The 23,510-nt window shown below is 68.4% G+C and carries 21 protein-coding genes and 2 pseudogenes; 14 read left to right on the top strand and 9 right to left on the bottom strand.

Annotated elements, in window-relative coordinates:
- Positions 1-412 precede the first annotated feature (412 nt).
- Entirely contained in the window at positions 413-937 is a 525-nt protein-coding gene (locus AB0D48_RS32810; RefSeq protein ID WP_362405327.1) for a hypothetical protein, read from the top strand.
- Positions 938-997: 60 nt separating this feature from the next.
- On the opposite strand, the gene AB0D48_RS32805 is transcribed toward AB0D48_RS32810, so the two are convergent.
- Entirely contained in the window at positions 998-1,192 is a 195-nt protein-coding gene (locus tag AB0D48_RS32805) for a DUF397 domain-containing protein (RefSeq protein WP_362405345.1), read from the bottom strand.
- Positions 1,193-1,209: 17 nt separating this feature from the next.
- A complete protein-coding gene (locus tag AB0D48_RS32800) occupies positions 1,210-2,082 on the bottom strand; it encodes a DUF5753 domain-containing protein (protein ID WP_362405325.1) in 873 nt (290 codons plus the stop codon).
- A gap of 342 nt (positions 2,083-2,424) precedes the next feature.
- Here AB0D48_RS32800 and AB0D48_RS32795 point away from each other — a divergent pair, with 342 nt between their 5' ends.
- The 12 genes from AB0D48_RS32795 (at position 2,425) to AB0D48_RS32740 (ending at position 14,330) form a co-directional block, all read left to right on the top strand.
- Entirely contained in the window at positions 2,425-2,589 is a 165-nt protein-coding gene (locus tag AB0D48_RS32795) for a hypothetical protein (protein ID WP_362405322.1), read from the top strand.
- Between the two features lie 5 nt (positions 2,590-2,594).
- On the top strand, positions 2,595-3,026 hold the full coding sequence (locus AB0D48_RS32790; RefSeq protein WP_362405319.1) for an ATP-binding protein: 432 nt from the start codon (positions 2,595-2,597) through the stop codon (positions 3,024-3,026).
- A 504-nt stretch (positions 3,027-3,530) separates the two neighbouring features.
- Positions 3,531-3,974 carry a YbaK/EbsC family protein gene (locus AB0D48_RS32785; RefSeq protein ID WP_362405316.1) on the top strand — a complete coding sequence of 148 codons (444 nt, stop codon included), beginning with the start codon at positions 3,531-3,533 and terminating at the stop codon, positions 3,972-3,974.
- Between the two features lie 130 nt (positions 3,975-4,104).
- The gene (locus tag AB0D48_RS32780; protein ID WP_362405313.1) at positions 4,105-5,106 is read left to right on the top strand and encodes an NAD-dependent epimerase/dehydratase family protein; all 1,002 of its coding nucleotides are present in this window, start codon (positions 4,105-4,107) and stop codon (positions 5,104-5,106) included.
- Complete coding sequence (locus AB0D48_RS32775) at positions 5,103-6,029, top strand: thymidylate synthase (RefSeq protein ID WP_362405310.1); 927 nt, start codon at positions 5,103-5,105, stop codon at positions 6,027-6,029. The genes AB0D48_RS32780 and AB0D48_RS32775 overlap by 4 nt, the downstream gene beginning before the upstream one ends.
- The gene (locus AB0D48_RS32770; RefSeq protein WP_362405306.1) at positions 6,029-7,732 is read left to right on the top strand and encodes a carbamoyltransferase C-terminal domain-containing protein; all 1,704 of its coding nucleotides are present in this window, start codon (positions 6,029-6,031) and stop codon (positions 7,730-7,732) included. The genes AB0D48_RS32775 and AB0D48_RS32770 overlap by 1 nt, the downstream gene beginning before the upstream one ends.
- On the top strand, positions 7,714-8,793 hold the full coding sequence (locus AB0D48_RS32765; RefSeq protein ID WP_362405303.1) for a hypothetical protein: 1,080 nt from the start codon (positions 7,714-7,716) through the stop codon (positions 8,791-8,793). Before AB0D48_RS32770 ends, AB0D48_RS32765 begins: the two co-directional genes overlap by 19 nt.
- An 11-nt stretch (positions 8,794-8,804) precedes the next feature.
- Positions 8,805-9,317 (top strand): topology modulation protein, encoded by a 513-nt coding sequence (locus AB0D48_RS32760; RefSeq protein ID WP_362405300.1) that lies wholly within the window; start codon positions 8,805-8,807, stop codon positions 9,315-9,317.
- A gap of 30 nt (positions 9,318-9,347) precedes the next feature.
- Positions 9,348-10,187 carry a class I SAM-dependent methyltransferase gene (locus tag AB0D48_RS32755; RefSeq protein ID WP_362405297.1) on the top strand — a complete coding sequence of 280 codons (840 nt, stop codon included), beginning with the start codon at positions 9,348-9,350 and terminating at the stop codon, positions 10,185-10,187.
- Entirely contained in the window at positions 10,184-10,912 is a 729-nt protein-coding gene (locus AB0D48_RS32750) for a phosphotransferase (protein ID WP_362405294.1), read from the top strand. The genes AB0D48_RS32755 and AB0D48_RS32750 overlap by 4 nt, the downstream gene beginning before the upstream one ends.
- The gene (locus AB0D48_RS32745; RefSeq protein WP_362405291.1) at positions 10,909-11,928 is read left to right on the top strand and encodes a sulfotransferase; all 1,020 of its coding nucleotides are present in this window, start codon (positions 10,909-10,911) and stop codon (positions 11,926-11,928) included. Before AB0D48_RS32750 ends, AB0D48_RS32745 begins: the two co-directional genes overlap by 4 nt.
- 1,427 nt (positions 11,929-13,355) lie before the next feature.
- Complete coding sequence (locus AB0D48_RS32740; RefSeq protein ID WP_362405288.1) at positions 13,356-14,330, top strand: CRISPR-associated endonuclease Cas3''; 975 nt, start codon at positions 13,356-13,358, stop codon at positions 14,328-14,330.
- Between the two features lie 86 nt (positions 14,331-14,416).
- Here AB0D48_RS32740 and AB0D48_RS32735 read toward each other — a convergent pair whose 3' ends face one another.
- The 3 genes and pseudogenes from AB0D48_RS32735 to AB0D48_RS32725 form a co-directional block, all read right to left on the bottom strand.
- Positions 14,417-14,920 carry a hypothetical protein gene (locus AB0D48_RS32735; protein WP_362405285.1) on the bottom strand — a complete coding sequence of 168 codons (504 nt, stop codon included), beginning with the start codon at positions 14,918-14,920 and terminating at the stop codon, positions 14,417-14,419.
- A gap of 23 nt (positions 14,921-14,943) precedes the next feature.
- Positions 14,944-16,806 (bottom strand): amidase domain-containing protein, encoded by a 1,863-nt coding sequence (locus AB0D48_RS32730; RefSeq protein ID WP_362405342.1) that lies wholly within the window; start codon positions 16,804-16,806, stop codon positions 14,944-14,946.
- A gap of 321 nt (positions 16,807-17,127) precedes the next feature.
- Positions 17,128-18,987, bottom strand: a pseudogene (locus AB0D48_RS32725) (DNRLRE domain-containing protein); the annotation flags it as partial.
- Between the two features lie 756 nt (positions 18,988-19,743).
- Between AB0D48_RS32725 and AB0D48_RS32720 the strand changes: the two are divergent.
- Entirely contained in the window at positions 19,744-20,556 is an 813-nt protein-coding gene (locus AB0D48_RS32720) for a hypothetical protein (protein WP_362405282.1), read from the top strand.
- 508 nt (positions 20,557-21,064) lie between these two features.
- On the opposite strand, the gene AB0D48_RS32715 is transcribed toward AB0D48_RS32720, so the two are convergent.
- The 4 genes and pseudogenes from AB0D48_RS32715 to AB0D48_RS32700 form a co-directional block, all read right to left on the bottom strand.
- Positions 21,065-21,526 (bottom strand): tetratricopeptide repeat protein, encoded by a 462-nt coding sequence (locus AB0D48_RS32715; protein ID WP_362405340.1) that lies wholly within the window; start codon positions 21,524-21,526, stop codon positions 21,065-21,067.
- Between the two features lie 15 nt (positions 21,527-21,541).
- Positions 21,542-21,724, bottom strand: a pseudogene (locus AB0D48_RS32710) (hypothetical protein); the annotation flags it as partial.
- 404 nt (positions 21,725-22,128) lie between these two features.
- Positions 22,129-22,425, bottom strand: coding sequence for a hypothetical protein (locus AB0D48_RS32705; RefSeq protein ID WP_362405279.1), 297 nt, complete (start codon positions 22,423-22,425; stop codon positions 22,129-22,131).
- A 99-nt stretch (positions 22,426-22,524) separates the two neighbouring features.
- Positions 22,525-23,373 (bottom strand): IS5 family transposase, encoded by an 849-nt coding sequence (locus AB0D48_RS32700; protein ID WP_362405276.1) that lies wholly within the window; start codon positions 23,371-23,373, stop codon positions 22,525-22,527.
- Between the last annotated feature and the right edge of the window lie 137 nt (positions 23,374-23,510).

The raw sequence follows: 23,510 nt of genomic DNA, 5'->3' as shown, positions 1-23,510 counted from the left end.
CTATCTCACCCCACTCGAGACACGGCAGCGGCACGAACAAGACCACACCCTCGCAGCGTAAGAAACGAGTGTCCACGTATGCGGGGGAACTTCAAAGCCGAGCAAACACGCCGACTGCGGCAACAACTCACACGCCAACACCCAGAACTGGCGGCCTACACCCAACAACACACATGACCAGGCTTCCTCTCGACCCGAACAACACGACCGGCGTCCTCTACGGCCGTGCGCACGGGGGAAGGCTGCAGATCCCGCCGCAGTGCCGGCCTGCGGGCCAAGCGCCGAGCAGCGCGCAATCGAAGCTGCCGGACGGCTCGCACTCCAGCGGCACCAGGACGACACAGCGGCGTCGCCCCACCCCGACGACAGGGCCGCCGAACCAACCACGCCCCCGCTCAAGGAGGACCTGCCGATGGATGACCTCACGGCCGGCGGCAAGCCGGTCGACATCGACGGCGCGGAACGCGACCGGCCCGGCTGGACCTTCGAGATCGGCACGTCCTCCTTTGTCGTGACCGCCCCGGCAGGCGAGCACCTGACCGCGACCGCCCTGCGCCGCCTGTCGATCGACACCCTGCTGCGCGCCGCCGCGACCGGCCTCGTGGATCGCGTCCCGGCCGCCGGGCTGGACCCGCGGACACGTTTGTACGGCGGCACCCTGGAGCACCTGGCCGCCGTCGCCGACTCCTGCTGGCAAGCCGTCCGCCAGAACCTGCCCGGCCGCGAGGAGATGCCCGACGATGGAGCAAGTAGTCGTCCGCGACCGCCGGGCGCTGGAGCGCGCAGGCACGCAAGGCCGGACTCCTCTCCGTCCCCGGCAGCGGAGTCGGCTCGGCGTCAGGCAGAGTCCGAGGTGATCGAAGGCTTTAAGCCGTGCGGCCCGCACCCTGAGCAGGGTGCGGGCCTATGGTTATGGATGTCCGTTCGGGGGGACTGACAGAGTGTTGAAGGCGGGCTACCCGCCTCCCCGTTATGGGCGGGGAGGACGGTGGCCCGCCTACCTCTTCCCAGCAGCGAACTGGCAGAAGTGTGTCCACTCGCTGGCGTGGAAACGAAGGGCCGGACCGTTGGGGTCCTTCGAGTCGCGGACGGCCAGGCCGCCCGGCAGGTCGGCGATCTCAACGCACTCGCCTTCCCCGCCCGAGTAGGAAGACTTCCTCCAGGAAGCCCCGTCGAGTGAAGCAGCGTGCAGGGCCGTGCGGGCTTCGGTCACTGGTTCTTCTCCTTGGCGATCATCTTCTTGATAACTTCCCTCGACTGATCGACGGGAAGGGCTGTGGCGGTGACGCGCTCGAAGGCGGTCTCGAATACGGCCACCTCATCGGTGCCCTCGATGAAGCTGCTGCCGCGGATGCTCTCCACGCTGACGACCGTGGGCCACGGGTGTTGGAACCCGACGATGTAGAACATCCCCACGAGGCCGGCGTGCGGGGTCGCGTTCAGCGGCATGATCTGGATGTCGTAGTTTGGGTTCTCGGAAGCGTCGAGCAGCCGCTCCATCTGCCCGAGCATGACGCCCTTGGTGTCGACGAAGCGCTGGTGCAGGACAGCTTCGCTTATCACCACACGCAACCTCAGGGGGTTTCCGATCCGGGTGAGGACCGACTGCCGTGCGAGGCGGATTGCGGCCAGCGCCTCGATTTCTTCGGCGGTGCGGGTCACAGCCGTGGCGGAGATGATGGCCCGCGCGTATGCGGGGGTCTGGAGTAGGCCAGGCACGAGACTGGGCGAGTAGAAGCGTACGCCTTCCGCGTCAGTCTCCAGGCTGAGCAGATCCTGGTACTCCTTGGCGGCGACGTCGCCGTATGTCGCCCACCAGCCCTGCTTGCCCGCGTCCTTCGACAGTGCTGCGCATCCGGCGATCAGGGCCTGGTCGGTAACCCCGTAGTGGCCCAGGAGTTCGTTCACTTCCTTGGGTGCGATGTGCGCTCGGGCGTTCTCGATCTTGGACAGCTTGGTGTCGTCCCAGCCCATGAGTGCGGCGGCTGCTGCCCCGGTCAGTCCGGCCTTGTCCCGGCAATCCTGAAGGAGCGCGCCGAGTCGGCGCCTGCGGAGCGTGGGCTTCGCCCTCTGGTTCGGCATGCCTGCATCCTGCCTTTCGGGGTGACGATGCGCCCTCAGTAGGTGCGTAGTTGACCCTTGCGGGTTGCATTCTGCCCCCGCCAGGTGTCAACCGTCACGGGAACATAGGTGCGAGATTTGCCAATCAAGGTGACGCACTTGCGCACCTGGGTTGCAGAGGTGCATTCTTCCAGAGCGCTCACATGACTGTGCGTCAGTTCATGATCACTCTTTGACGCTGCGTCACGTTATCCGTCAGTGGCCGGGTTCCAAGCAAGGCCCGGCAACGCGGCCTGGTGCCCTCGCCCCGTCGGGAACACCGAGCTGCGCCCACCAACCACTCCCGAACCCGCCGAGGCCACCATGAGCCAAAGCACCACCCCCGCCCCGTACGAGCGTGGCAGTGACCACCCCGCCCACGCGTTCGTCCGCGACCACCACGGCAGCACCGCCGACTGGGGCCCCGACACCTACGACCTCTACCTCGACTTCCTCTCCACCCCGACCATCGAGCGGGAGGGACAGTGATCGGCATGGTCAGCCTGATGGTCGAGTCGGCGCCCATCGGGCCGCAGCGGTACTCCGGCCGCTACACCAGCCGCCCCGAGGTGCTGGCCCGCGTCCGGTCCGACGTCGCCCTGTACCTAACCACCTGGGGTCTGGACGGGCCCGTACTGTACGACGCGCAGGCGGTCGCCACCGAGCTGGTCGCCAACGCCATACGGCACACCCGGACCCGGCAGATCGGGATGTCCGTCACCCGCATCGGGGACGACTCGGTGCGGATCACGGTCACCGACAACAGCCGGAAGCCTCCCGTGCCGGCTACCGAGCCTGGCGACTCGATCGCCGAGTCCGGCCGCGGGCTCGTGATGGTGGACGCGCTCGCGCAGGACTGGGGCAGCAAGATCGTCATCACGGGTAAGCGGGTGTGGGCCGACCTCGCCGCCGGGACCGCCGAGTGAACGGCGATGGATGGGGAGAGTTAGGCGGCCCCACCGCCCTTACCGCGATCACCAGCGTCGGCCGTGGCCGCCGTCACCCACTGCCGGACGGGAACACCGTCTTCGGTACGCTGCTGACCGGGGCGAACGCCGTCGGCCTTGGGCTGGTGGCACTGATACTTACGACCGGTAACGCGGATGCGGCCCCGCTGTCCGCCAGCCCGGCCGCCACGGTCCCGGACCTGTCTCCGGTCGAAGTGCAGCCCGCCCGTCCGGGGGCCATCGCCACGGCCGCTGCCCCCGGACCGCCCAGCCCGTACGCGGCCCAGAGACGCGCGCCTGCCGGTGCGGCACCGGCTTCCCCTGACACCCCGCCGCGCACCGCTGCCGGACCGGGCCTGTCCTTCCCCGGGCACCGGTCCGGCAGCCCACACCACGCCCGCAACGCACGGCCGAAAAGCCGCCGCTGACCCCTGGCCACGAAGGCATACTGCTCGCTTCGCCATCGGCGCGGAGGAGAGCACCGTGAACACTCGAATCCAACTGGTCCGCGACACGCTCATCCGGCACGGTCACAGCGGCAGCATCACCGGGCTCCCCGAGCGGGCCCTCACGGCGGCGGCGGCCACCGTGCAGCAGCTCGGCTGCGCGGTCGGCGCCATCGCCAACAGCCTGATCTTCTCGGTCAACGACAGCCCGATGCTGGTCCTCACCAGCGGCGCCCACCGCGTCGACGCCCGCAAGGTCGCCAATCTGCTGGACGTCGGCCGCGCCAGGATCTGCCGTGCCACGCCCGAGTTCGTCCTGGAGGTCACCTGCCAGGAAATCGGCGGTGGTGCACCCATTGGGACTCCTTCCCGATCCGGACCCTCGTCGACACGCACCTCGACTCCTGCACCGAGGTATAGGCCGGAGCCGGCCTGCACCACGCGGTGTTCCGCACGACGTTCAACGAACTGCTCAAGCTGACCGGCGGCCAGGCCGCCGACATCGGCAACGCCTAACCCACGACTTTCCGCCAACCATGCGGAGAAGATCGCCAACTCCTGCGCCGATCCAGGCGCAGGGCCACGCGCAGGCCACTTGTGGAGGACATCACGTGCTCGGCACAGACCACCAGTCGTATCGCGAAGGCGGCAAGAAGGCTCTGGTGACAGGTGCGTCCGGATTCATCGGTTCGCATCTCGTAGACCATCTCCTGTCTAAGGGCTGGAGGGTGATCGGTGTTGACCGACGGTCACCGACAAGCGACCCCATCGCGCGCCTGAACCTCATGGATGCGGTCGGTAATCCGCTATTCCACTTCCTGCACGCGGACATCGCCGAACCCAGCCTGCGGGGCTTCCTTGACGTCGGGGTCGTCTTTCACCTCGCAGCTGCCACGGGGGTCCGTTCTTCGTGGGACGCGAACTTCACCGGCTACATGCACGACAACATCGCCGCGACGCACCACCTGGTGCAGGAATGCGAGCGTGCCGGCGTTCCCCGACTCGTTCTTGCCTCTTCCTCCAGCGTGTACGGAACCGCCGCCTTACCGTCCAAGGAAGACGGTCAGGTCCGTCCGATGTCCCCGTACGGGGTGTCGAAGCTGGCTGCGGAACAGCTCGCACTGGCCTACGCCGCCAGGGGCGCAGGTTCGACCAGCACCGTGGCGCTGCGCTTCTTCACTGTCTACGGGCCGCGCCAGCGCCCGGACATGGCGATCCACCGGATGCTGAACGCCGTCCACACCGGGAAGCCGATGCGCCTGTACGGCGACGGGCGGCAGCGCCGGAACTTCACCTTCGTGGACGACGTGATCGAGGCGATCGTGCAGTCCGCACTGACGCAGCAGGCCGGGCAGGCAGTGAACATCGCCGGTCCCGCCAGCGTCACGATGCGGACAGTCCTCGACATCGTCGAGGAGGTCACCGGCAAACCCGTCCCCATCTTTGCCGACACCGCCCGCTGCGGTGATCCGGAAGCCACCGAAGCCGATTCCAGCCTGGCCCGGGAAGTTCTCGGCTACAGCCCCTGCATCGGCCTGGCGGACGGCATCGGCCGCCAGTGGCAGTGGACCCTCGACACGCACAAAGCCCCTGCCATCGGGAGCATCGCATGATCCACGTAACGGCCGGCTCCGCGAACGAGCTGTTCACCGCAGCCTGCGCGCAAGTCCTGGCGCAGGGACGTCAGGTCAAGCCGCGCGGCATGGCCACCACCGAAGTAATCGGCGCGCACCTGACACTCACCAACCCGCGTCGTCGCCTGATCAGTCTGCCTCCGGTACGAGTCCTGAACGCGGCGTTCGCCGCGGCCGAAGCCACCTGGATTCTGTCCGGCTCGGACGGGGAGTGGATCTACACCTACAACCAGCGCATGGCCGAGTACTCCGATGGAGGCACCCTGCGTGGCGCCTACGGGCCGCGCCTGCGGGCATGGCGTCCCGGACACGACCAGCTCGACCACGTGCGACGCACTCTGCTGGCCGACCCCGATTCCCGCCGGGCGCTGATCCAGCTGTACGACCCGGACCGCGACGTCCCCCACCACAGCGACGTGCCCTGCACGCTCGGATATCGCTTCTACCTGCGCGATGGCCGTCTGGAGATGCACACCACGATGCGCAGCCAGGACCTGTGGCTAGGGTTCTGCTACGACGTGTTCACCGCCACGGTCCTGCACGAGCTGATGGCCCATTGGATCGGGGCCGAACTCGGCGACTACCACCACCACGTGGACTCCCTGCATCTGTACCACGGCGACACGGTCGCGGCCCGCACGCTGCCCGATGCCCCGCAGCCCAGCCGGTTCATGGACCCGCTGACCGTGCCGTGGGAGGACTTCGATCCGATGCTGGAACGCATCACCGACGGCCAGACCCCGCACGGCCCGTGGGGAGAGTTCGCCCATGTGATGCGCAGCTACCGCGTGTGGAAGGGCGGCGACCGTACCGACGCACGCCGCATGGTCGAAGGCACCGAAGGGGTCCTCACCGAAGGACTCGTGGGCTGGTACGCAAAGCTGAGCAAGGGAGCAGCGTGATGGGACCGGTGGTACTGGGGCTGTGCTCGGGCACGCATGACTCATCGGCAGCCCTCATCGTCGAGGACCGCTTGGTCGGACTCGTCGAGGAAGAACGCCTCAATGGCACAAAGCACACGAAGGACTTCCCGCGGCTGTCCATCGACTGGCTCCTGCGCTCCGCCGGCCTGAACGACGCCGACGTCACGGACGTGGCGTACAACTTCGCCCCGCTCCGCTATCTGGCGGGAGCCTTGCCGTTGCGGCACCTGCGGGCGGCTACCGCCGCACGGGCCTGGCCCCGGGCCCGCAGCTTCGGCGTCGTACACCGCCGTGCGTCCGAGCGTCTGCGCAAGTTCGGGGAGCACTTTCCCCAGGCCCGACTCCACGGAGTGGAACACCACCGTGCTCACAGCTTGTACGCGTTCGCCGCTTCCCCATTCGACAGCGCCGCCGTACTGGTCGTCGACAGTCTCGGTGAGACCACGACCACCTCAATCTGCACGGCCCGCCGCACCGGGCAGGGCATCGTCTTAACCGATCGATGGTCCCTGCCCGATCCGGCTTCTCTCGGCTACGCGTACGGCGCCGTCACCCAGCACCTGGGCTGGCGGCGCGGCGACGAGGAAGGCACCGTGATGGCGCTCGCCGCCTTGGGAGACCCGGACCGCTTCCGGGACCTGTTCGCCCAGGCCATCCCGATGACCGGCGATGCGTTCGCCCTGGACCCCGCCCTGTTCCCCCTGCGGGTGATCTCCAGCCGGTACCCGCGCCTGTCTCCTGCGTTCGTCGCCGCGACGTGCCCGCCCCGCCAGGCCGGCGAACCTCTCACGCAGGTGCACTGCGACCTGGCCGCCGCACTCCAGGAGCGCACCGAGCAGGTCATGATCCATCTTGCGGTGCAGGCCCGGCACCGCACCGGAGAAAAGACCCTGTGTCTGGGCGGCGGGGTCGCACTGAACTGCGTCAGCACCGGGAAGATCACCGAGCGCGCCGGATACCGCGAGGTGTTCGTACCTCCCGCCCCTGGCGACTCCGGCACCGCCGCAGGAGCCGCCCTCCACATCGCCCAGTCCCGCACCCCGGCTCCCGTCGGCGGCATAGCAGGATGGTGCTACCTCGGCCCCTCGTACAAGGGCCTGATACTCCCCCCGAACCCGCGTCCCGGGATGCACGCCCACCGCCCGGCCGGCGCTGCCCAGCACCTGGCTGTGCGCCTGGCCGAAGGCCAGATCGTCGGCTTGTTCCGTGGCCCGCTCGAAGCCGGGCCCCGCGCCCTGGGCAACCGGTCGATCCTGGCCTCGCCGCTGCGCCCCGACGTGGTGCACCGACTGAACGCCAAGGTGAAGTTCCGCGAGCCATTCCGTCCCTTCGCGCCCGTCGTGCGGGAGAGCAGCGCAGGCGATTACTTCACCCTCGGGCAGGCGGCCCCGTTCATGTCGTTCGCCAGCGGGGTCACCGACCTCGCCCGCAAAGAGATCCCCACGATCGTCCACTCCAACGGTCTCGCCCGCGTACAGATCCTCTCCCCTGAGCAGAATCCGTTCCTCGACGAGGTCCTCCGTGACTTCCAGGAGATCACCGGCGTACCAGTCCTGATCAACACCAGCCTGAACATCAAGGGAAAGCCGATCTGCGGCACCCCCGACCACGCGCTGGACTGCCTCGCCGAATCGGGCATCGACGCCCTGCTGATGGAGGACTGGTGGGTGGTCGAGCAGTGAAGATCGGCTACAGCTTCTGGGGATTTCTCGGCGACGGGGTCACCGACACCCCCGATGGCGGGCGAAGCCACCGACACACCCTCGTCAACGGCCTCATCGCGGGCGGCCATCGGATCGTGTTCCTTCAGGCAGACCGCGACACCGCCGAGGCCGGAGGTTCCGCTTTCGGTGCACACGAGTGGGACATGGAGCTGCCCGAGATCGACGCGCTGTTCCTGGAGTGGCGGTGGCCCATCCCTGGCCGCAACGACACTCCATGCGGGACCCCGGGGCACACCTGCGACCTGCACCGCCAGGAGGAGCTTGTCGACCACTACAGCCGCCGCCTGGGCCTGCCCACGCTGCTGTGGGACAAGGATCAGCACCTGGCGGTGGACGACCCGCTGCGCGGACTGTCGAACATCCACGTGTGTGAGGCGGCACTCCACCCCAGGTCCGGGGCGACGAGCCTGCTGTTCCCCGTGTCCGACACCGCCCTCGACCAGGCCGATCCGTACTCGCTGGCGCGTCGGCCGAGGCGCTGGCCGCTGGTGTACGTCGGAAACCAGTACGGCCGTGACAACGCCTTCGGCGAGTTCTTCGCGCGCCCGGCCCGTCACCACCGGCACGTGGTGGCGGGGAAGTGGCCGGACATCGACCGGTGGCCGCACGTGAACTTCATAGGCAGGGTGCCGTTCCGCACGGGCATCTCACTGCACCAGGCGGCGCACGCGACGGTGATGCTGGCGCCGGATCGGTACGCCTCTAGCGGCCAGTACACGCAGAGGATCTTCGAAGCAGTGCTGGCCGGGTGCGCGCCGATCACCCCTGCGCACTACCGGTCGGCAATCCTGGTGGTCCCGGATGATCTCCACGCCTGCGACGGCGATCAGGTGTCCGATATCACGCGCACCCTGTCGGGCATGTCGGATGCCGACCGGGCCCGGCTGCTGGAGCGGTGTATCCGCAGGCTGGACCTGTTCCGGCTCTCCCGGCAGCTCTACGTCATCGACCGAGTGTTCTACACCTTAGAGAGGGGGGAGAATGGAAACCCCACCCGCCACACCAGCTCGAATCGGTAGCGTCTCATCCCATGCGAATCGCCCTGATCGGCTGCGGAGGCAGCGGCAAGACGTACCTGTCCAAGCAGCTCGGAGACCACTTCCGTGCCCCGGTGACGCACCTGGACGCGGTGTACTACGACAGCGAGTGGAACACTTTGGACAAGGAGAAGTTCTCCGCGATTCAGGAGGAGCTGGTTCAGGCGCCGTCCTGGGTCATCGAGGGGAACTACGCCGGCACGCTCCCGATCCGTCTCCGTGCAGCCGATGTGGTGGTCTTCCTGGACATCAATCCTGTCGTGTGCCTGTGGGGTATCACGCAGAGGCGGATCCGGCACGGCGGCGGGCAGGACGACGCCACGGGCGTGTACGACCGGATCACGTGGAACTTCATCAAGTACGTGTGGGGGTACCGCAAGACCATGGCGCCCCGGGTGAGGGAACTGATCGCGGAGCACGCCCAGGGCGCCACCGTGCGCCGCGTCACGAGCAGGCGGCAGGCCCGCAGTCTGCTGGCCGAGCTGAAGACCTCACAGCCCGCGTAGCCCGCACCATCCGGCCGGGGGAGGCGGGCCGTGGCTGACACCCCGCCGTTCCTCGACCAGAACCTCCTCGAAGGAACTCTCTACCAAGATCAGCAGCGGCTGGCCGACCGCACCGGTTCGCTGCTATCCGCAAAGATCAGCGGACACCCGGCCCCGCAGGTCATCGCCCGGTACGCGGTGGACGCCAACCCCGGCAGTGGGCTCGTCCTCGACATCGGATGCGGCCGCGGTGCCTCGACACTGGCGCTGACGCGGGCCCTGTCGGATGCGCGGATCTGCGCGATCGACGCCTCCGCCTCGCTGCTGACCGCCGCCCGCGACCGGCTGAGCCTGCACGGCCTGTCGGCCCGCACCCTCCGCGCAGACTTCCACCGCCTTCCGCTGGCCTCCGGCCAGGCCGCCGTGGCGGTAGCCGCGTTCTGCCTGTACCACTCGCCCATCCCGCGCCAGGCCGTTCAAGAGATCGCCCGCTGCCTCGAACCCGGAGGGCGGGCGATTCTCGCCACGAAGTCCGCCGACAGCTACGCCTCACTCGACCGCCTCATGGAGAAGGCTGGGCTCGACCCGAAGGCCACCAACAGAATCAGCCTGTACGCCGCGTTCCACAGCGGAAACCTGCGCGCCACCGCCGAGGGCGTCCTCGACCTCGTGCACATCGAGCACGAAGTCCACAGGTTCCGATTCCCCGACCTCGATCACGCCGCCGCCTACCTGGCCACCTCGCCGAAGTACGCGCTCCCCGCCGGCCTCTCCGGGAACAAGGATGCTCTCGCCAGCCGGCTGAAGGCCACGGTCCCCGACGGGCCCGTGGAGACAGCGTCCGTGGTCAGCTACCTGGTCGGCACCAAACCCTCCGGGCGCACGGCGTGAACTTCACCAAGCGCTATCAGAGCACCGAGGCGGCCCGGACCGCAGCCGCCCACCATTCATGGCTCCAGCGGACTGGGCTGCCCGTACCTGCGCTGACAGGACGCCACGGGCAGGTGCTGGCCTTCCAGCACCTGCCCGGCAGGCATGCCGCACCCAGCGACCTCCCCGCCATCGCAAGGGTGCTGGGGGCCGCCCATGCCCACGCGTACCGAACCGAACTCCAACGGGCCCGGCTCGACCGCACCCTCCTGCTACCGGACGGAACCCGCCTGGCCGCGTTCACTGAAGGAAGGGTCGACCGTGTGCAGCGCCTGCTCAACGAAGGAAGGGTGCCGGGCGCCACGCTGACCGCGGGGCAGGCAGCCGAGCTGATCGGCTCCGCCTCCGACGAACCCGCCTCCTACTACAAAGACTCCAACCCCAGGAACTTCATGGTCACCGCCACGTCCGTGACCGCCGTCGACTTCGACGACCTGACCCTGGCGCCGTTCGGCTACGACCTCGCCAAGCTGATCGCGACCACCGCCATGACCCACGGGAAGTTGCCTGCCCCGCTCGTTGCCGATGCCCTGAGCGCCTATAACCGGTCCGTACCGCACCCCTGCACGTCCGCCCGTCTCACCCAGTGGGCCGAGATCCACCACGTCCTAACCAGCCCCTACCTGGGGCGAAACGCCTACGCCCACAGCTGGCACACGCTGCGCCCCGACGAGAGGACCCCATGACGATCCCTACCCTGGCAGATCAGCTGGCCTCTCCAACCCCCGACGGTTCAGCCATCGCCCTGTACCGGACCCGCGTCTACCGGTTCAGCGACGACCCCCGCCACTACGTCATCGCCGAGGCCGCGGAGGAGAAGTACGCCAGCGGGCACATGCCGGCCCGCGAGACGATGGCCTACATCACGGCGTCCCTGCATCAGATCCGCTCCGGAGGATCGCTCCTGCCCTACGACCCACGCATAGCGGCAGCCGAAGGCATCCACATGCAGCAAGAGCTGGATGCCCGGACCCCCTACGCCCCGAGCCCCCGCCCTCAGGGGGACACGGCTGCAACCGTGTTCATCGTCGGGGCCCCGCGATCGGGCACCAGCCACTTGTTCAACTGCCTTGCCTACACCGGCCGCTACGCCTACTTCACCACCGCGTCCTGCTGGGCGTGGCCCGTCCGGAACCTGAGGCACCCCAGCCGGACATCCTTCGAAACCCTGGACACCTCGGTCCTCACCGTGGACAACAAGAAGACTCGCCTGGTCCCCGGCCTGGTCATGCCCTACGAATCCGAAGATCTCTACGGCCGGGCCATCCCCGCCTACCGGCACCTCGGCGGCCACACCTACGACCTCGCCCAGGCCAGCATCCACGACGCCGCGCTCCTGTCCTCCAGCATTCACGCGCACCGCCAGCAGTTCAGCCGAAGCGACTTCCTGACCAAGTCGCCGTTCAACTCGCTGCGCATCCCGCAGATCGAGGAGATCACCGGACGCCGTGCCCTGTACCTGAACATCCAGCGCGACCGCTCAGCGACCGCAGACTCCATGCGCCGCAACCACTTCCGGTTCCGTAGCAACGGAGCCAACCTCACCGAAGAGGACGCCTGGTCCCTGTTCGCCCAAGCCATCGACGACACCGCCCCACCTTCCCGGACCATCCGCATAGACCACGCCGAGCTGCTGTCCGACACCAAGACCGTGCTGGCCAGGATCACCAACTGGATCACCGCCACGACGGCCACTACGTGACCACCAGCCTTCTGTCGCCGACACGGCAACGCGATGGCCCACCCTGACCTCCCGGAGCCGACGGCATGCAGATGATCACCCCAGCGACGACTGCCGACCCGTCAAAGCGGTACAACCGCCAGAGCCCCCTGACCCGGCGTGGCGGCTCTGTGGCGACCGGACAAGCTCCGAGGGCAGGTCGTCGGCCTCGGCCAAAGACCGGTGGGTGTGTGGTTCGGTGAGGGGCGCACCGTTTCGTGGGGCAGAGCAATCTCCCTTCCCACGGAAAGCGCCGTCATGGAAACCACCCCTCACCCACCCCGCCGCCATACCGTCGGCCGTCCAGCCGTGCCAACGCGGTCGCGGCGGCTGCGCGCAGAGCGTCCGCAGACCGTGCCCGTCGGCCGGACCACCTCCCGTGGGCCGCTTATGGTCCGAGCCGGGATCTGGACCGCACTCAAGGCCGGCCCCCTCGCACTGGCCGTCACCCTCACCGTGCAGCGGACCACCATCGCCCCGCGCGCCAGGGACACGGCCCGCACCCCGGCCGATCCGGCCGGAGTAGCCGAGATGTTCGTGGATCTCTGGCTGCGTGCGGACGGTACGCAGCCGGACAGCGCCGTGGCGATCGCGGTCCGATCACTCGTCCCGGAGGCCGAGGTGCCCAGGCGGCCCCGAACAGCGTCCGTTTCCGTCGCGGCGCGGACCGTCGCCGTGCGCAGCGCGGTTCTGCACGAGGGCATGTGGGCGGTGGTAATCGGCGCGATCGCGGACCGCAGCGGGATCGAGGGGGCCACGCGCAGCCCGTCGACAGCCGTGGTGCGGCCGGTCTTGCCGGTGGTGCGGTACTTCGCGGTATCAGTCGCCTTTAGAAGGAACGGTCGGAAGCCCCCAGTGACACAGGCCCGCTCAAGCATTGGGCCTGCTGTCGCTCGCTCCACAGGAAGCTGAGGGTGAGGTCGATGCCATCGATCTCACCCCGTCAATCCTCCGCGATGGCTCGTTCACGACGTGCAAGTGAGGTCCTCCTCCAGTTCGTCCAGGCGGGGCAGGATCTTCGGGTTGCGCGTGAGCAGCGGACAGCGGATGCCCCGTTGACTGAACGAACTACGGAGATTCCGGAGTTCAGGGGATAGACAAAGGCCGCCGCGACCGCTTCGACCCAGCGCAGCTCGCCGACCTCAGGGTGGAGTGGGGGCAACGAGCGGCCAGGGCACGGAGCTCCGTAGTAGCCACCGAACAGAGTGCGTCCGCAGCAGGTGATTGGGCAGCCGGTGCGGACTTCTGTTCCGAGAAGGGATCAGCGCGGAAAAGATCTTGCATCCGGCGCCGTATCTGCGACCCATGCACCCACAGCCAACAGCGATCTCGCCAACCGCCGATCAGAGCGGACCGGGCTTGTCAGTGGCAGCAGTTACGCTCCCAACCGCATACGCACAAGGGGTGCCATGTCTAACGATGCCTTTGAGTGCCGGATATGGGGCAAGTCGAAGGACCTGCCAGCCGGGTCGCACTACCCGCTGCTATGCCACCTGGTGGACACCGCTGTGATGGCCGACCTGCTGTGGGACACGTACCTGTCTCGGGCGCAGCGCCGGCTGATCGCGCGTGCGCTGGGAGTGGAGGCGGATGTGGCGCGCAGGGTGGTGGCGTTCTGGGCGGGGCTGCATGACATTGGCAAGGCGGTGCCCGGTTGGCAGGGGCAGCCTGCTGATCTGGTCGCCGCTCTGGTGCAGGTCGGGTTCCCCACGCCGGGTGCGGTGGATGCTGCTGTTTTGGGCCGGCACGAGGCGTCATCTCAGTTGCTGGTGCCGTCCCTGCTGAACGGGCTGGGGTGGGCGTTGGACGGGCAGCGTGACCGGGTTGCCGCCGTGGTGGGCGGGCTGATCGCGGGTGGTCATCACGGCCGGTACGCGGAGCCCAGCCACCCGTCCGTGGTTGCGGACCCCGTGGCCGCGTATCCCGGTCTGGGGACTGGCGGGTGGGTGGAGCAGCGGGAGGCGATGGCCCGGGTGCTGGCCGCCGTTACGGGGGCTCCGCCACTGCCGATCGTGCGGGAGCGTATGCCTGCCGGGGTGATCACGGTGGTGACGGGGCTGATCATCCTTGCGGACTGGCTTGTCTCGCAGGAAGACCATTTGAACGCCCGGGTCGCCGGAGCGGGCGGCGTGGTCGACACTGCTGCCGTTCATGCCTGGGCCGCGGAATCCGCCCGGTACGCGCGGGACCTGGTCGATGAGGCCGGACTCGCATTACCGGAACTCAATGACGAACCGGTCTCGTTCGCCGACATGTTCGGCTACATCCCGATCGCCGACCCGAACCCCCTGCAGGCGAGCATAAGCCGCACCGCACGTCACTTCCTCGTTCGGAGTGACCGGACTCTGGTGGCCAAGCCGCTGGGCGTGCAGCGGCGAAGATAACGTGCAGCTGCGGTACCGCGAAGGGGCGCCGCCCACGCGGTTTCCCACGCAGGCGACGCCCCTTGCCCGGACTTGTTCGGATCAGCTCACCGTACGGTCTTCGAACCGAGTTCGCCGGGCTTCTTCGGCACCCACGGGTGCACGGCGGTGGCCTCCTCAGGGGAGGGTTCGTCCATGGTCACACGCCAGATGTCCTTGCCTTTTACGCTGGTGGCCCGGACCTGGATCTGTTTGATCTGGCCGGTCTCGTGCAGATAGAGCACGACCTCCTGCCGGAGCGAGCCCTCGTCGTAGAACTCCGCGGTCACCTTGCCGCGGGCTCCCTTGCCGAATGCCGTGATCCAGTTCTCGGCAGTCTTCTCGGGAGCGCCCTTGCCGTCCTTGTCGGCGAGCGACGCCAGCTCGCCCACCTTGCCGTCGGCGATGCGCCACACCACCTGCTGGGTGATGCCCAGGGATCCCGTGGACGGGTATCCGACCACGGCGAGCGGCGGGTGGCTGCCGTAGTCACCGGCGTACGCCACGTCTTGGGCATCGTAGGCCGAGGAGCAGGCGGTCAGCATGCCGACGGCCAGCACGGAAACTGCCACAGCCCGCAAGGCCGGTCCTGGCCTCATCGAGACCTCGGCCGAAGCGCGCCGACCTCGACGATCGGATTGGGACCAGTCCTGTGGCGGGCCATGATCCCCTGGAGGGTGTCATGGGCGCTGTAGCCGTGCTGGGCAACACTGATGACGCCCTGATTGTTACCGGTCACGACCGCCGCGTGATTGTACACACCGTTGTCTTTCTTCCAGCTGAAGAACAGGATGTCCCCGGGCTGAAGATTGTACGCACGGTTGACGTAGCCGGGCTGGCGGTAGTTCAACATGTGCGTGAACAGATTTTGCGCCCCTGACCAGGTGTGGCTGTTCTTCTTCCACGACGTCCAGGAGGTGTTCCGCCACCAGGCACGGTCCTGCCAGTACGCCCAATGGCGCATCTTCATGCCGCCACCGTTGTAGAGGGCCTTGGACACGAAGTTCGTGCAGTCGTTGCGACCGTACTCCCTCGGGATGCGGCCGGCGTTGTTCCAGGCCCAGCTCGCGGTTCCCGACCCGTTGACGTAGGAAGCCGAGAGGGCACCTGCCGCCACGGGGTCCGACACGGGGAACCCGTCCCCGCCCAGGAGAATGGTCTCTGCGCCATCGGTCGGCACGCCCGTGGTGTCGGCCGGTGTAGCGGCCACCTGGGTTCCCGCCGCAGCCGTGGGAGACAGTTTCTGCCCCGCCTCGCTGTCGTCGGATTCGCTCTCGAGCTTCACCGCCCCGCCCGAGACGTTGAACACGAACCGCTTGGCCCGCCGCTCCTCCGACACCTCGTCGACGCCGTTGACCCGCAGGGTCATCGTCTGGATGACAGTGGCTCGTACCAGCACGCGGGCGGCCCCACCATCGGCAACCATGGTGTCCGTCAGAGCCGAAGAGGCACCCACGTATGCCTGGCTTTGCGTTCCCAGCGCCACGAGCTCCCCAATAAGCGAGGCCTCCTGCACGTCGAGGACCGCACCGAAGACTGCACCATGCGGAGACTCGGCCGCCGCCTCGGCCGTGGTGGCGCTGACCCCCGTCATGACCTTGTTCCGGGCGCTCAAGTAGGCCTGGACATAGTCCTTGTACGGCGTGGTGCCACCGGCCACGGAGGCACCCTGCGCCAGTGCGGATCGGGACACCGGGCCGCTACCGACGGCATTCTTCGCTGTCACCGAAACCCGGTAGGAGGTCACGTTGTCCAGCCCGCCGAAGACCGCGCGCAGCGCCGTGCCCTCCCAGGTGCCCACCACCGTACCGTCGCTCTTCTCTGCCTTCGCCACGTACGTGACGTCACCGGTCGTCCCACCGTCGAGCGGGGCGTTCCAGGTGGCGAGCAGGCCGGTGTCACCCGGGGTGGTGACGATGTCGCTGACAGCGCCGGGAGCGGTCGGCGGCAGGTACTCGACTGTCAGCTTTGGACGCAGGGCGGGGTCCGCCGCCGCACCCGAGTGGTACGACGCTCCGGCCGCCGTGCCGGGGACGGTGAGGGCCAGTCCCTCGTTCCCGCCGCGGTCGAGCCAGGACTGCACCAGCATGCCGAAGTCGACCTCGGACAGCGCGAGGTCGGAGACGTAGCTGTCGTTGCCCGCGGCCGTCAGGAGGTCCTTGCCGCTCTGTGCCGCGGTCCAGGCAGTGGAGAGCTCGTACGCGCTCGGCTTCTGCGCCACGCACTGGGTGGTGCAGTCGGCCCTGGACAGTGACAGCTTGGCGGAAGTGACCCGGGCTCCCGGCGGGAGCGCGGAGAGGTCCGCCTTCAGGTGCGTCGCCCACAGGTGTCCGTCCGCGGTACCGATCCGGAGCTGCCCGTTCGGCGGCGTGGCGCAGCCGGGCGTGTCACAGTCGGTCGGGGCGGACGTGCCCGCGAGTGCGGTGCCGGTGAGAGCCAGGGACTGCGTGGCCGGCATCGACGGCAGCGGCTGGAGGCGGACAGTCAGGCTCTGCTCGGCCGACCAGGGTGAGCAGCCGACGCTGTCACAGGCCCGTACCGACCAGCGGTAGCTCGCACCGTCCGCGAGCTTGCCCTCGGGGATTTGCAGGGAGGCCCGACTGCCGCTCTCCACCCATACGGGAGGCAGCGGGAGATTGGGGACGAGATTCCCGGCCGCGTCCTTCAGCGAGAACTCGGCGCTCACACGGGTCTGCGCCGAGGTCGTGACGACCGCGGACAGGATGGGCGTCAGCGTCTGCTGCGCGCCCGCCTGAATGTCCTGCGGAGCATCGGGCAGCGGGCTGACGGTGAAGGTGGTCCAGTTGGACCAGGGCGACCAGCTGTTGCTGTAGTGGGTGCCGTCGTAGGGCGAGGTGCGGAAGCGGTACGTGCGGCCGTGCTGAAGCACGCCCGCCGGTACAACGACCGACGCCGGGGTGCCGGCCGGGACGAACGGCGATACCAGGGTGTTGCCGACCTGGGTGTTGGTGGCGGCGTCGAAGATCTGGAAGGTGCCGTTGACCGTGTCGCCGTCCTTGTCCGCGAACGTGTCGCGCAGGGTGGGCGTCGTCGTGTCCACGCGCCAAGCGGGGGTCTTGTCCTGGACGAACGGAGGGCCGGCCTCCTGCTTGGTGCCGGTCTGCGGACGGTAGTTGTAGGTCACCGTCAGCTTCGGCGGGTTGGAGGTGGCGTTCGCGGAGTTGACGCGCTTCCACTGCCCCACGATCGACTCCGACGTCGCGCGCAGGCCCATGCTGGACAGCGGCGCCTTCGCGGACGCCCAGGTCTGCACGAGGGTGGTCACGTCGGCGTTGATCCAGCCGTCCGGTGCCGAGCCGCAGCCGGGGTTGCCGCGGGTCTCGGTGGAGGTGGCGTACTTGGTGCCCATGGCGGGCTGGCTCGTCCAGCGCGACGCGGTGCTCGGGGTGCCCGAGTCCCACACCTCCCACGGCTGCGCGACGCAGTCGGTGTTGCCCGAGTGGAAGTTCCACAGGGACAGCTTGGCGTCGGAGACGAGCGCGTCCGCGATCGGCGCGGTGTTCCACGTGATGAAGGACCGCGCGGTGCGGAAGGTACCGTTCGCGTTCTTCGTACCGGGGTTTCCGAGGTCGAGCTCGGTGTCGTTCGACCAGTCGACGGTCTCGCCCTGCTGGACGTAGGTGTCGAAGACGTTGCCCAGCGCGGAGGTGGAGGGGTCCACGGTCACCGGGTACTTGGTGGCCGGGTCCGCCAGGAACTTCGCGTCCGGGGTGACGACCAGGTCGACCGTGCCCGTGCTCTGGACAACCTTCATCGCCACGGGCACCTTGCGGGTGTGCTCACCGGAGACCGGATCGACCGTGGAGTCCCACATCACCGGTGCCGGCATGACCGCGGTCTTCTTGCTCTTACGGTCGGTGAACTGCACGCTGCCGTCGGCCTGCTGCTCCACTTTCAGGCCCTTGGCCACCAGGGGCAGGGTGTAGGAGTAGTTCTCGCCGGTCGGCCGCTGCTTCAGCTCGACGAACTGCTCGAAGCCGCCGCGCGTGGCCTCGATGACGACGTCACCGCCGGGGACGGCGTTTGTGTACTCGGCGCGTGCACCGTCCAGCTTCGGGGACGGTAGGGCGCCCTTCCACTTGAGAGTGATCTGCTGGTCGCCCTCGCCCAGGGTGACGAGGTCGGTGCTGATGTAGTTGACCGACGGCGCTGCCTGCGGCGCGGCCTTGGCCATCTGCGGAAGGGTGCCGGCGGCCAGCTTCAGGCCCTGTGGGTGGGCCTTGGACGCCACGGACCCGTCCGGGCTGTGGCCCAGGGTCACGTCGACGGCGCGCCAGCCGCGTGCCTGCTGGTCGTAGAAGCGGATCGGTCCGGCGGCCACTTCGGTGGTGAGCGTGCCGTTCGGGTTCACCCACGTGGTGGAGGTCTCGGACCGTTCCGAGACCGCCTCCACGCGGTGGCCCGCCGTCCGCGCGGCCACCCGGGCGCGCGCGAGGTTGAGTTCTTCGGTCACGGCGCCGGGCTTGGCCGCGGCGGCCGTTGATGCAGCGGCGTCTGCCGGGTGCGAGCTCTGGATGAGGGTTGCGGTCACGATGAGTGCCGCTCCGCCCGCTATCCAGTGGGTGGTCCCCCAGGGCCCTCTTCCGCGGCGTCTTGCCGCGGAGAAGCGAGTAGCCATACGTCCTCGGTCTTTCTGCGAGTACCCGATGATCTAGGTACGAGAGGAGCAACGTAGCGCTCTGACCAGGCATTTCATTCCTGGAAACGGGCAACTGGGGCATAATCTCGCCACGGTGACTCATTTGTGATGTGCCTTGCCTCCGGACTCTGCAGCACGTCCTGGGGTCAGAACTCCGTCGGCCAGTGCCCCGGACGCCGTCCTTCCTCGATGCCGGCCTCCTTGCCGAGCCAGTGACCCGTCAGCCGTAGCCGCCATAGTGGGCCGCTTCGCAGGAACGCACTGCTCCGGCTGGCGGCAGGCCGAACCCACGAGGTCGGCCGCTCGCTCGCCCTGCCGGGGAAAGGCAGCAGCAGGACGACAGTAGGCCGCCCGCCGCCGGCTCGCCGGTCACTGTCCGGCCTGAGACACGCCGCTGACCGGCTGACCGAGGAGACGGGCAATCCGGTTCGGGCTGGAGCAGGCCGTAGTCGGTGGTGAGCCGGTCGGCGATCCACTCCCACCAGCCCGGGTTGAAGCCGGTGAGCAGGATGCGGGTCGGCATGCCGGGGCGGTGGAGGCTGATGCCGCTGCTTTCGCGGCGGTAGCGGAGGGCCGGCTACCCCCAAGGACACCTGGACGACGCCCAGGGGGTACTCGGAGAGGCTGCCGATCTTGCAGCAGGCGAGAAAGACCGCGGCCTCCAGCTGCGCCTGCTCAGGTGCCGGGCCGCGGGGATGGTGAGCGGCTGGTCGGTGTCCGGGAGGAGTGCATGGAGTGCTTGGTGGGATTCGCGGGCGCGCCACCGGCCGCCGGGTGTGGGGGTACCGGGGCCGGACCCTGTCGTCGGCCGCCGGCCCGCACTGGCTCCGCGTGGTCTGCGCCGAGGTCAGCACCGAGGGCGGCACGCTGTGGAACGGCCCCTCCACCTCCCGCGCCCTCCCCGCGTCGGTGCCGCGCCCCGACCTGTTCCGCATCCGGGACTGGACCACCGAGGGCTACGCCTACCGGGCTGAGCTGTACGCCTTCGCACCCGACCCGATCGTCTCCCCGCGCCCCGTCCTCGACGAGGACCCCGGCCTGCCCGAGACGTGGTGGAAGGAGATGGTCGCCGCCCTGGACGCCCTCGACGACGTCCCGCCGCCGACGGACCGCGAGGCCGTACGCGAGGAGTACCTGCGCCGCGTCATCCCCCAGTTCACCGGCCACCAGGTCGACGACGTCACCTGGAGCACCGCCCACGGTGACCTCCACTACGGCAACGTCACCCGCGGCCCGCACATCCTGGACTGGGAAGGATGGGGCCTCGCCCCGTACGGCTACGACGCCGCCACCCTGTACGTGTACGCCCTGCTGACCCCCGAGACGGCCGCTCGCATCCGGACCGAGCTGTCCCCCGTCCTGGACCGGCCCGAGGCCCGCACCGGCATGCTCACCGTGTACGCCCAGGCCCTCCAGGCCCAAGACCGCGTCGACCTCTACGCCGAGCTGGCCGGCCCCGTCCGCGAGCACCTGGTCCACGCGTGCCGCGCACACCCACTTTTCTGGACGTTCTGGCCCCACCCGCACGCGAATGGGACCAGGGTTTGATGACGAGCCCGGATCGCGGTGGTGGGGAGAACATGATGCGCCCAGGTGTAAGCCCGGAAGCGCGGGAGAAGCAGGCCCGTGAACTGGAACGGCTGAGGGAGCTACGGGCAAGCGCCGAGCAGGCCCGACTGGCGGCGGATCAGGCTGAGGCCGCGCTCCTGGACGCTGCTGTCAAGCTCGTGCTGGACAGGGTGGTGAACCCATCGGGAGCTTTGGAGACCTCGGAGATCGCGAACGCATCTGGCATTCGTTCGCGGACCCTTCAGGGGGATGCGTACACTTCGGACTCGGCAGCCGCCTCGGCAAAGCAAGACGACCTCCTTCCAGCCAAGGCACGTACTTGCAGATCGGGCCAAGCCAGCGAGCAGCCGAATCCTTAATGGGCGGTTAATGAACGGGCGCATCCCCAGTCTTTCCCCGCCAGCGAGCTAGCTCGTTCCGGGTGGCGAGGGTGTTTGGGTGGTCGGGGCTGGCCCCAGTACCCGCTCCTTATCCCTGCCGCCTGAAGCTAGCGAGGAAGAGCCAGGAAGAGCCTTGTGTTGAGGGTGTCGGGGTGGTCGGGCCCCAGCACCCGCTCCTGGTCCGCCAACAGCTGCTCAAAGGCGGCGACGGCGCCAGCCACATCGCCCGCCTCCCACCTGAAGCCCGCGAGGTTGTTCCGGGTGTTGAGGGTGCCGGGGTGGTCGGGCCCCAGTACCCGCTCCCTATCCGCCAGCACCTGCTCAAAGGCGGTGACAGCGCCAGCCGCATCGCCCGCCTCCCCCCGCCAGTGGGCGAGGTTGTTCCGGGCGGTGAGGGTGTCGGGGTGGTCGGGCCCCAGTACCCGCTCTAGGTCCGCCAGCACCTGCTCAAAGACGGTGACAGCACCGGCCACGTCCCCCGTCTTTCCCGTGAAGCTAGCGAGGTTATGCCGGGCGGTGAGGGTGCTGCGGTGGTCGGGCCCCAGTATCCGCTCTAGGTCCGCCAGCACCTGCTCAAGAGCGGCTGCTGCTCCGGCCGCGTCCCCTGCACGCCCCCGCCAGCAAGCAACGTTACCCCGGGCGATGAGGGTGTGGGGGTGGTCGGGCCCCAGATGGTGCTGGGTGTCGTTGGCCAGCTGCTGGAAGTACTGGCAGGCAGCCGTGGCCTGGCCAGCCTTGCCGAGACTTGTACCAGCATGGCTGAGCACTACATGGGCATCGGGCTGGTACAGGGCGTCTTTGGCGTGGAGGGTCAGGATTTCGAAGTTGGCGCGCAGAGCCTGGGCAAGGGCAGTGTCGCGTTCGATCTCGGGCCACGCGGCCATCAGGGCATCGGCGACGGTACGTGCAAGTTGGTTGCGCTGGTCATTGGAGAGAGGGTCACGGATGGCGCGTTGTAGGAGCTGGTGGACGCGGACACTGCGGTGTGGGCTGCTGGGGGTGTGGTCGATCAGGCTCAGGCGGTGGAGCGCACGCAGAGCTTCTATGGCTTCTGGGGCCGTGATCTCTCCGGCGTGGGTTTGTTGGGCGAGGTGGCTTAGTGGGCGGTTCTTAAGGTGATGTCCGTTTCCGGCTGAGGTTGGGGCAAGGTCGGTGGTGGAGATTTTGTCGGCTATTGCTTCCTGGCGAAGCTGCCGGTGTCGGCCTCGGTGAGGATGCCGAGTTTGACCAGGCGTTTCAGCTTGGCGCGGATGCCTTCGACGTTCTTCGGCAGCAGTTCGTGGCCGAGGGCTTCGCAGACATCCTTGGCCCGCAGCGGGCCGGTCGCGTGGTTGAAAGCGGCGAGGATGCGGGGGTAGTCCGGGTGCTCGGGCAGGTCCGGCGCGACGGCCGGGAGCCGGTCGGCGAGGCCGGTGACGGTCTTGCGGGTGATCGCGAGGTGCTCCAGGTGGGTCTCGGCCTTCCGCAACCGGGTCTGCAGGCCGTCGATCTGTGCGCGGAGGTCGTCGGCCAGGGCCCGGGGCGGCGGCTTCCTGCAGGTCCAGGGCGTCGAGCAGGGGTTGGATGTTCACGCTGCCACCGCCTGCGCCTCGCGCCAGGTGGGGGCGTTCGCGCCGGTGAGGCGTCGGGTCATGACGTGGGTCATCGCCCAGTAGACGCGGGAGGCGGAGGAGGAGGGGTGGTGCTCGTAGTCGCGGACCAGGCGCCGGTGCAGTATCAGGACCCCGTAGGTCTGCTCGACCCTCCACCGCTTCGGCTGCGGCACGAACCCCTTGACCTGCGGGTTGCGTTGGACGATCTCGACGTCGATGCCCAGGCCAGCGCCGTGCACGACGACCCGGTTCTTGAAGCCCTGGTCGACCAGGGCTTTGCGGACGGTTCCGCCGGCGTGCTCGGCGACCTGGTCCAGCAGGATGATGCCCGCGGCGTTGTCGTGGGTGTTCGCGGCGAGGACGACGACTGCGATGACCAGGCCGAGGACGTCCACGGCAAGGCCCCGCTTGCGGCCGGGCACCCGCTTGGCCGGATCGTGGCCGCTCGTGGCGGCGGGGACCCCGGCGGCCACATGGACACTCTGGGTGTCCAGGACCACCAGGGTCGGGTCCTCTAATCGCCGGGCGCGTTCACGGACCTGGCAGCGCAGGAGTTCATGGATGACCTGGTCGGTTCCGTCGTCCCGCCAGGCGGCGAAGTAGTAGTAGGTCGCGCTCTTCTGCGGCAGGTCGCGCGGGAGATAGGCCCACTGGCAGCCGGTCCGCCCCTGGTAGAGGATCGCGTTCACGATCTCCCGCATGTCGTAGGCGCCCTGATGGCCGCTGACCGAGCGGTGCCGGTCCTTCCACGCGGTGATCACCGGCTCGATCAACGACCACTGCTCGTCCGATAAGTCACTCGGGTACGGCTTGCGTTCACTCACCCGGACACATCACCAGACCAGCAACCCCGGACCGGCAGATTCCGCCCCGCCGCCACACCATCAGGCGACAGAAGATCCACTCAAAGACTCACGAACCGCCCACTTACAGGTAGGCCCCGAGATGCAGCATCAGTGCT

This window comes from Streptomyces sp. NPDC048269 (assembly GCF_040652395.1).
In the GTDB taxonomy this organism is placed as follows: domain Bacteria; phylum Actinomycetota; class Actinomycetes; order Streptomycetales; family Streptomycetaceae; genus Streptomyces.
The sequence above is the reverse complement of the archived record's forward strand: the minus strand, read 5'-3'. Positions and strand labels throughout refer to the sequence as shown.